Consider the following 8,729-nt stretch of genomic DNA (forward strand, 5'->3'; position numbering starts at 1 on the left):
GAAATGGGGGGATCAGGAGACTTCCGAAATCGAAACGTTATAACCTAAGCTCTCAAGCCTTCGAACTGAATTCCGTACAATTGCTCCGAGTTTCTGTTTGTCAAAGTAATCTTCACCTAGATCAACATACATTTCTTTTCTTGTCAATAAATAATAAGCGATTCTTAGCATGGCATGGGCCACAACAATAGCAGCTCTTTTTCTGCCTTTTCGTGCTAAAGTTCGCCTATACATTGCACCAAGATAGTTTTTGGATGCACCTACCGAATGCGCTGCTTCTGTTAAAGCAGATTTTAAATATTTGTTTCCTTTTTTGCCTTTGGAAGACTTTCGTTTGCCGGCGCTCTCATTATGTCCAGGCACTAATGCAGCCCAAGAACATAAGTGAGCCGCACTAGGAAACTGTTTCTCTATGTTTGTTCCGAGTTCAGCTAGAATCTGTTCCGCCATCCGAGGGGCAATTCCAGGTATGGAGTCCAAGCGTTCTACGTCTTCTTGATACGAACTAACCCTGTTTGCAATTTCTTGATCTAACATTTCAATTTGTTCGGACAGAAAGTCAATATGAGTTAGAATTGTCTTGATCATTAAACGCTGATGGGGGTTTACGTAACCTCGAAGAGCTAGCTCAAGTTCTGCTTTCTTCTTTTTCAGTGTTCGTTGAGCGAAGTTTGCCAATTTCTCAGGATCATCTTCACCTTCTGCAATAGCGCGAAGCATATCCTTAGAGGAAACGCCCATAATATCGGAAACAACAGAGCCGAGTTTAATGTTTGCTCCTTCTAGAACCTTTTGTATTCGATTGTGCTGTCTGGCCCGTTCTTCAATAATGCTTCGGCGATAACGGACTAACTCTCGAAGTTCTCGTTGATCGCGGTTTGGAACGAAGCTAGCTTTTAGAAGTCCATGGCGTAGAAGTTGGGCGATCCATTCAGCATCTTTGACATCTGTTTTACGTCCTGGTAGTGCCTTCATATGTTGGGCATTTACGACTAAAAACTCGATATCCTCAGCTTCTAGCAGGTTAACAATTGGCTTCCAAAAGACTCCTGTGCTTTCCATAGCAACATGAGTACATCCATGTTTTTTAATCCAGTCGATTAATTGCAACAAAAAGACTGTTTTAGTAGAAAACGTACAAATCTCCTTTCCTTCTGGTGTCATTACACATGCTGTAATGGAGTCTTTATGAACATCCAAACCACATGCGCGTTCAATGAGAATTTCCATTGAAAGCATCCTTCCTACGGCACTAAAATTGGAGCTGGTGCAACAACCAAAATAGGATTAATCTACCATGAGTGCTTCCCAAGAGGGAGCGACATTCTGTGATGCACCGTGGTCGTCGGAGTCAGACTAACGGATGGGCTCTACCGCACCATAGTTCATCGACCTTCTTCTCCCAGCCGTAGTAGCAGTATTGACGGCTTTTTGATTTCATTTTCATCCTCTGTGATGCAGCGCTGTTTCGCGCGCTGCATGATTGGCTAACGGGCAGAAGAGTATAATAATATTTCGTTTCTAATTGTTAATAATTAATAAATTTGCATATTTTCCGATTCCTGAAGTACAATTAATTTGGTTAATATTGGATAGGGGAATTGAGACTCCAAATGTGGTAGACCGTGAAGCACCACTCAATTTTATAGCTGCACACATCGCGGATTGGCTGGAGCAACAATCAGCTTCATGATTAACGACCCTTCCAACGCAGAAACGCATCGAGACGTTTTGGAGGATGTTGATGATTCTATCGTTAAGTTATAATGTGCATGTATCAAGTAAAAAACGAAAAGGAGCTCACTATGAAAGCACTCGTCACTGGCGCAAATAAAGGAATCGGTTTCGAAATCGCTCGAAGTCTTGGTAAGCGTGGCTATGACATTCTCGTTGGAGCGCGTGATGAAGCCCGTGGGCAGGCAACAGTCGAAAAACTTGCCGCAGAAGACATATCAGCGACGTTCATCAATATTGATTTGAATAATTTTGACAGCTTGCACGCAGCGGCTAATATGGTTAATTCGCTTGATATTTTGGTCAATAATGCTGGAATTCCTGATAGTGTCAAGCCTGGGCGCGCGGCGCTCGACCTCGCAAAGCTCACATTTGACTATACAACTGAGGATTTACGCACGACGATGGAAACGAATTTTCTCGGCACACATGAGCTCATCAAAAGTCTGCTGTCATCTCTGACAGACAACGCGAAAATCGTCAACATCACCGTTCCGATTTCACCGACCGACTTTTGGCACCCGCTCGCTTACATTACGAGCAAAGCAGCACTCAACGTGATGACACTGACTTACGCTTACGAGTTTGAAAAAATGGGCAGCCATCGCCAGATTTTCGGCATCATGCCTGGCGCTGTCGCAACCGACTTGAACGGCATGGAAGCTGGTGCGCACGGAGGATTCGTCAAGTCTCCCGAAGCCGCTGGGCAGATGAGTACTGACATTATCTTGTCTGATAAGAATCAAAATGGCCAAATTATTCAGTATGATGGAAAGATTGTTACAGATTATGAGATTCAGCTGAGAGGCTAGAAACATCAAGTTCTGTCAGTGGTACTACTTCGACTGGCAACTTTAGTAACATAGGGCTTGCTTCTACACAACCTCTCCGATAGGACAAAATTTCGTTACAATCGTCACTGACACTATAGCACAATAACCAGGAAGACAGGGAGCAGATTGCCGCGGCAGCTGTTCCCTGTTTTCATTAAAGTAACGGGCAGATTACTCAAAAATTAACCTACGAATGGAGAACGGTTATTTGTATGTTATTTGTACGAAGTAGCGACAGTCTAGAACTTTGAAGATACAATAAATAAGCCGATGGACCATAGTAAAGGTCATCGGCTTGGCCTCAGATAGCAAATTGGGCAAGATTTCTAATTTTTATTTAATTCAGGTACTGGATCAAAGTTAGGGTATACATAAGGTGTTTTCGGATCTGGTATTTTTTCGACCTTGGTGGCGTGAATTGTAAAAATGTCATTACCATTGTAGTTCCCATTTTCTATGGTGCCTGTGACTTTGACCCAAGTGTCTTTTGCAAAATTATTCGCAGTCGGGAATTCTGTCAGAACTCCATACGGAGAAGCATCAGCGGAGCAGCAGGAAACAGCAAAGCGACCGACAATGAATTGATCAGTTCTTAAATCTTTTTCCCGGTAAACAAAGCCAGTCAATTCAATTTTTTTACCAATAAAATGCTCTTTAAACAGATCGATCGTCGATAATACTTCCATATATATTTCTGGTTTCACGGTGATCAGATCTCTCTTATAGAGGATCATTCCCATCTTGGAGAAGTCTTCATTAAATTCATCCGGGGCCTTGAACATTTCCTGAAGCTGCGCTTCAGTCGGAGGTGTTTTGGCAGTATTCGAGCTTCTTGCGGTTTCAGTCACGGTTGTAGGTTTGTCACTTTGGGCTGGTGCTAGCGGTGATGCTGTTGATGCAGGTGTTGGTGGAACAGACAAAGCATTGTTGTCTGGTGACCCGGCGGCATCCAATTGTTTGTTTATGCTCTTGGCCGCAACGCTTGTACTTAGATTCATGCCTTTTTTTTCAGCTAAAGAACTGCTCATAGCTGTACTCGGCAGTAAAAACCCTAAGCATAATGGGAAGATAAATAAACTGTAAGCGACTGTATTTTTGAAGCGTGACGTAGAAGGGGGATGCTCGCAACCGCATGACAGCTCGGCTTTTTTTCCCCAAATTGAGTTAATGCCAAGATAGACTTGATAAATCGCTATTGCATAGAGCAATACACTTGAGTATTTAACATAATTTTGCATGTGAGGCGCGATATAAAAGATTAAGCTATCCGTTTTTACAAGGTAGACGATCAGCATCGCAAATCCTAACAAAATCATCGCGCGAAGGAAATAATGTGGGGTTTTGATATGACTATGCTCCATCTCAACTCTCCTTTAGCGTTTAGTATGAATAATGATTCATTTAAAAATAAAAATGTTCAATGATCATAGACCCGGCTATGGTGAAAATCGCAATCAGCATACTGAGCACGAGGACAAACCTTTTCTTGAAAACAGAGAGAAGCATTAGTGTGCTTTTGAAATCAAGCATAGGCCCTACAACCATAAAAGTAAGCAACGATCCTTTCGAGAACGTAGTGAGAAAAGAAGAAGCCACAAATGCATCGGAAGTAGAACAAAGCGATAAGATATAAGCAAATCCAGTCATGAAAAGATGTGAAATGATTGTACCATGCCCAATGGCAACAAGACTTTCACGAACAACAAAAGTTTGAATGAGTGCCGTTAGCATGGCACCGAACATCAGAAATTTGCCCATCTCAAAAAATTCTTCGGCTGCATGTGAAAGCATGGATGATAATCGATTATAATGATGGTCGTGATCATGATCATGATCATGATCATGCGCATGACTGGAACCAATGGCGTGAAAATGGGTTAAGCTTTGTTTTAAAGGGCTCTTTTTTAAAGTCTTATGTAAGATAAAACCAATCACTGCTGCAACGGCAAAAGCAAGTCCCATACGAGCATAAACCATATCGGGATGCGTACGGAAAGCCATGAAAGTTGCAGCATATACGATGGGATTAATAATGGGACCCGTCAAAATAAAGACAATAGCTACATAAACCGGCATACCTTTTTGAATAAGCCTTCTAACAACAGGGATCATGCCGCACTCGCACACAGGAAAAATAATCCCAAGTAAACAAGCAAACAAAATTCCCAGTATTGGATTTTTAGGAATAATTCTTTGGATGAACTTTTCTGAAACAAAAACTTGGAGGATTGAAGATAACACAACTCCAAGCAACACAAACGGAATTGCTTCTAAAATGATACTGATAAACATGGTTTTAAAGGTCTGAACCGTATTCGACTCCAGCAAAGAAGGGATACTTAAGTCACTCTGTAGAAAAACATAAACCAAGAAAATAATACCGAAGGTGACTACTATATTTCTACTCCATTGAAACAAAGAAATTTGCATAAAATAGTACCCCTAGAAGTTAAGTTTATTGAAATTAAAAGTATATGATGAAAGATTTGAATTACAACTTCGGAAAACCAAAAGCACAAGGGTTGATCTCATTCTAATCTGACTTCATTAAGATTAGATGAATTATCATAAAATATTTTCCAGAACTCTTGGGCTAACGGTAAACATATGAAAGGGAAATAAAAATATTCTCAAATGTAAGCTTTAAAAGTATTCAAAGAGCTATTTAGGTATAGTAGCCCAGTACAAGCCCTAGCCAAACACTAAGAACAGCAATGACCGATGAGGATAGAAGCATTTTGGATACGGAGTGTGTCAAGTAATGCAGCCAAGGCAGGGGTAGTCATGAGTGTGAATACAAGAAGCGCCCCAACAATTTGTACGGCTTCTGCTACGGCAATGGCCAGCAAGAGAAGGATATTCGTAAAAGTTACGAACAATGCTAATAGTAATATTTATGATTAAGAGTGTCAAGATAGTAATTTTTAGAGTATAAATTCAAATAGGCCGTTGCAATCTTTCATTCACGGATTATTCGAAATGTTAATCATCTATTGACAGTAGTTATACATATCGATATTTTTACGTAAAATCTATTTGTAATAATTACGATTAAAAGGAGGATGAAATGGTTACAATGGCTTGTGTATCTTAAAGAGTCATCTATGATCGTAAAAATCACAAATATAGGAGAAGGTTATGGAAAAACAACAATTAGTTTAATAAAATCCCTGTAACGGTTTTAAGTGGATATTTGGGGGCAGGAAAAACAACGATTCTGAATCATGTTTTAAATAACAGGCAAGGGCTACGAGTGGCCGTGATCGTTAACGATTTAAGCGAAGTGAATATTGATGCCGGTTTGGTCCGTGACGGCGGTGGATTATCCCGCACTAATGAAAAGCTGGTGGAGATGCCCAACGGCTGCATATGCTGTACGCTGCGGGAAGACTTGCTGAGATAGGTGGAGCGACTGGTCAATGAGGGTCGCTTCGACTATATTCTAATCGAATCGACAGGTGTCGGAGAACCGGTTCCCGTTGCGCAGACGTTTACTTATATCGATGAGGAACAAGGGATGAACTTCGCGAGCTTGAGCAATCGCTGCGAAAGCTGCAGCCCCGAGCCAAGCTGATCCGTAATAGTACGGAAGGTTGAATCCGGTTAGTTCTTGTCATTTATGTTATAAAGTTCTTGTCATCCGACACAAATCTATATACAACAAGGGTTTGAGTCACTTTATAGACATATGTATAAAATACAATGTAATACTATATGCTAAGTTCTGTTGACGAACCTATGAATCTACTGTATTTTCTTATAGTGTTACTACACACCATATATGGACAGCCGTTTTGAGAAACGGCATAGTCTATTTTTTTTGTGAATAAATAGGAGGAGAAAATGGCTTTTTTCTTTCATATTTACTGTCCTGAGGGAGTTGAGAGTAAGTATCGACTGATTGTTTTTGATGATGCAAAAGAGGTGTTCATTCCCTTGACAGATTTTTATCATGATCAGATCAAAAGGATTAATGAGAGTTCTGTAATTTCATATTTAAACACACTGAAACCTTTCTTTTATTGGCTTAAATTTAAAAGTCACTACAAGAGCCGAACTGTCTGTGGGATGACGAACCTGAAGCCGTTAAGGAAGCCGTACGGCAGTATTTGCTAAACCAAATGCATTGTAAGATCCGATTCGGTGGAATCGAAAAAACAATTGATACAACTGTTCTTTGAACGCATTCAAAAAGAACTAAGGATTTCTCCAAGAAGCGGCTGCTTGCATGGATCGGCGGACTCGTAGTGCTAGCTGGCAGTTATACGAATAACTCAGCAGTAATTTTTCTAATGAAGATATCGAGAATAAATAAATTACCTTTGACAAGTAATGGTTGGATTGTGGTCTGTCTTTAGTTAGCACAAGTGATTGAGCTAAACATTCCTGTATAGCCTAAGAATTGGGCTTTGTCAAAAAAGGAGCGCCTCGGTATGATGGGTTTGTCCACGGGTTCAAAACCCAACACCATCAAGGAGGCGCTCTTATTATGAAGTTTAAGCAATCAGACGGACAAAATCAACGGATAGAACGAATTACCACTTCCCATCTTGTTGTAGGAATTGATATGGCGAAGGAAGTCCACGTAGCCCAAGCTACGAACTTTCGTGGGATCGTACTTTCTAGTAGGCATCTTTCTTTCAAAAACACCATTGAAGGCTTCGAGAAATTACAACGGTGGATCGACGGATTACAACAGAAACACCGATTAAAGAGTCTTATAATCGGAATGGAGCCCACAGGCCACTATTGGTATAACTTAGCCAATTGGCTTGATGACAAAGGTATAAATGTTGTCCTAGTAAATCCCGCAACTACGAAGCGAAACAAGGAAAATCGCGATAACAGCCCTTCTAAGAGTGATCCGAAGGATGCACTTGTCATTGCAGACGTTGTTAGTCGCGGCTACTACTATGATTACACACGCCAGGCAACCAATTTCCAAAGAATACGTACCATTATGAGCGATCGCGAATTTTGGGTCACGAATAGCGTTCGGCTGCAGAATCGAATTATCCGCTGGCTTGATATGCGTTTCCCTGAATATACGACGGTATTTAAACATTGGACCTGTCCACGATCAATAGCGACCCTCAAAGAATTTCCTTCCCCGCTAGAACTTAAAGATCAATCGACAGCGGATGTAATTACACGTTGGAGAAACCATATGAAGCGAGCTGGTGGTTCAACTGGTATTCAGAAAGCTGCCGAACTCATCTCTCACGCTAGCAAGAGTGTGGGGGATACAACGGCACTCGAGGATGCAAAGCAGGATCTCCAACGCTTAATAGACGAGTACGAGCGCATCGTCGATATATTAGAACAAATTGAAAAAGACATTGCAACCGTACTCGATGAGATTCCTATAGCAAGCCAGCTAAGATCTCTTAAAGGGCTGGGGCCAATCTATATTGCAGCCATTCTGTCAGGTGCAGGTGATCTAAAACAGTATGCCCATGGACGACAATTACTACGAAGGGCTGGGTTAAACCTCGCTGAAAGCATGTCGGGAAAACGAAAAGGGGAAATCGTAATCTCGAAAAGAGGAGATGCCAAACTGCGGAAATATTTGTATCTGGCTACTCTTACATTGGTGGGGATCAATGCTGTTTTCCGACAGTTGCATGAAGAAAATGTCCAAATAAAGCATATGAGTAAACAGCAGTCGGTGTTTAAACTGCTTGGGAAGTTGGCGCGGGTTCTAGTCGGTATGGTTCAGCGTGATGAGTCGTTCACTCCTGAAAAAACGATCCATAATTACACTCAAGCTGCGTAAGATTTATTAAAACGTGAATTGAGTCATTCGCAGGATTTCAGAAAAAGAAAGCACGGAGGACCGAGTTCGTATCCGATAAGGGCTTTGCCCCATCCGCTAAACGCTATCGGTCTCCACACCTTGGATAAGTGTAACGAAGGAATGTTAGGGCAGGGACCCGTAGAGCCGTGGGATGGTAAACTTCCAGGGTTATTGTGGAGGATACGTGCAGCAGAGTATAATTGGGGAAATGTTCCAAAGCGTTCGTTTCTTCTATTTCGGCATGCCCACAACACAAAGTTTACGGGTAAAAAAGCTCTATTTCCTACGGACCACTGCATTCCAACGTGAGAAATCCTGCGAATGACTGAGTATACGTGAGATAAACCCTTAAAACCGAGGGACGG

6 protein-coding genes and 1 pseudogene are annotated in these 8,729 nt (G+C 41.5%); 3 read left to right on the plus strand and 4 right to left on the minus strand.

The window, feature by feature from the left end:
• Positions 1-12 precede the first annotated feature (12 nt).
• The gene (locus O9139_RS18175) at positions 13-1,230 is read right to left on the minus strand and encodes an IS110 family RNA-guided transposase (protein ID WP_270880676.1); all 1,218 of its coding nucleotides are present in this window, start codon (positions 1,228-1,230) and stop codon (positions 13-15) included.
• Between the two features lie 575 nt (positions 1,231-1,805).
• Here O9139_RS18175 and O9139_RS18180 point away from each other — a divergent pair.
• Positions 1,806-2,546 carry an SDR family NAD(P)-dependent oxidoreductase gene (locus O9139_RS18180; protein WP_270880888.1) on the plus strand — a complete coding sequence of 247 codons (741 nt, stop codon included), beginning with the start codon at positions 1,806-1,808 and terminating at the stop codon, positions 2,544-2,546.
• Positions 2,547-2,893: 347 nt separating this feature from the next.
• On the opposite strand, the gene O9139_RS18185 is transcribed toward O9139_RS18180, so the two are convergent.
• From O9139_RS18185 to O9139_RS18195, 3 genes are all read right to left on the minus strand, one after another.
• On the minus strand, positions 2,894-3,928 hold the full coding sequence (locus O9139_RS18185) for a TIGR03943 family putative permease subunit (protein ID WP_270880889.1): 1,035 nt from the start codon (positions 3,926-3,928) through the stop codon (positions 2,894-2,896).
• Positions 3,929-3,968: 40 nt separating this feature from the next.
• Entirely contained in the window at positions 3,969-4,997 is a 1,029-nt protein-coding gene (locus tag O9139_RS18190) for a permease (protein WP_270880890.1), read from the minus strand.
• 272 nt (positions 4,998-5,269) lie between these two features.
• Positions 5,270-5,446 (minus strand): metal ABC transporter permease, encoded by a 177-nt coding sequence (locus tag O9139_RS18195; protein ID WP_333742747.1) that lies wholly within the window; start codon positions 5,444-5,446, stop codon positions 5,270-5,272.
• Between the two features lie 287 nt (positions 5,447-5,733).
• Here O9139_RS18195 and O9139_RS18200 point away from each other — a divergent pair.
• Positions 5,734-6,105, plus strand: a pseudogene (locus O9139_RS18200) (GTP-binding protein); the annotation flags it as partial.
• Positions 6,106-7,056: 951 nt separating this feature from the next.
• Complete coding sequence (locus O9139_RS18205) at positions 7,057-8,343, plus strand: IS110 family RNA-guided transposase (RefSeq protein ID WP_270877637.1); 1,287 nt, start codon at positions 7,057-7,059, stop codon at positions 8,341-8,343.
• Positions 8,344-8,729: the final 386 nt, after the last annotated feature.

This window comes from Paenibacillus aestuarii (assembly GCF_027789125.1).
GTDB classification, from domain to species: domain Bacteria; phylum Bacillota; class Bacilli; order Paenibacillales; family NBRC-103111; genus Paenibacillus_E; species Paenibacillus_E aestuarii.

Coding starts and splice junctions, on each gene's coding strand:
- O9139_RS18190 (WP_270880890.1), bottom strand. CDS start 4,997: ATGCAAATTTCTTTGTTTCAATGGAGTAGAAATATAGTAGTCACCTTC.
- O9139_RS18175 (WP_270880676.1), bottom strand. CDS start 1,230: ATGGAAATTCTCATTGAACGCGCATGTGGTTTGGATGTTCATAAAGAC.
- O9139_RS18180 (WP_270880888.1), top strand. CDS start 1,806: ATGAAAGCACTCGTCACTGGCGCAAATAAAGGAATCGGTTTCGAAATC.
- O9139_RS18205 (WP_270877637.1), top strand. CDS start 7,057: ATGAAGTTTAAGCAATCAGACGGACAAAATCAACGGATAGAACGAATT.
- O9139_RS18185 (WP_270880889.1), bottom strand. CDS start 3,928: ATGGAGCATAGTCATATCAAAACCCCACATTATTTCCTTCGCGCGATG.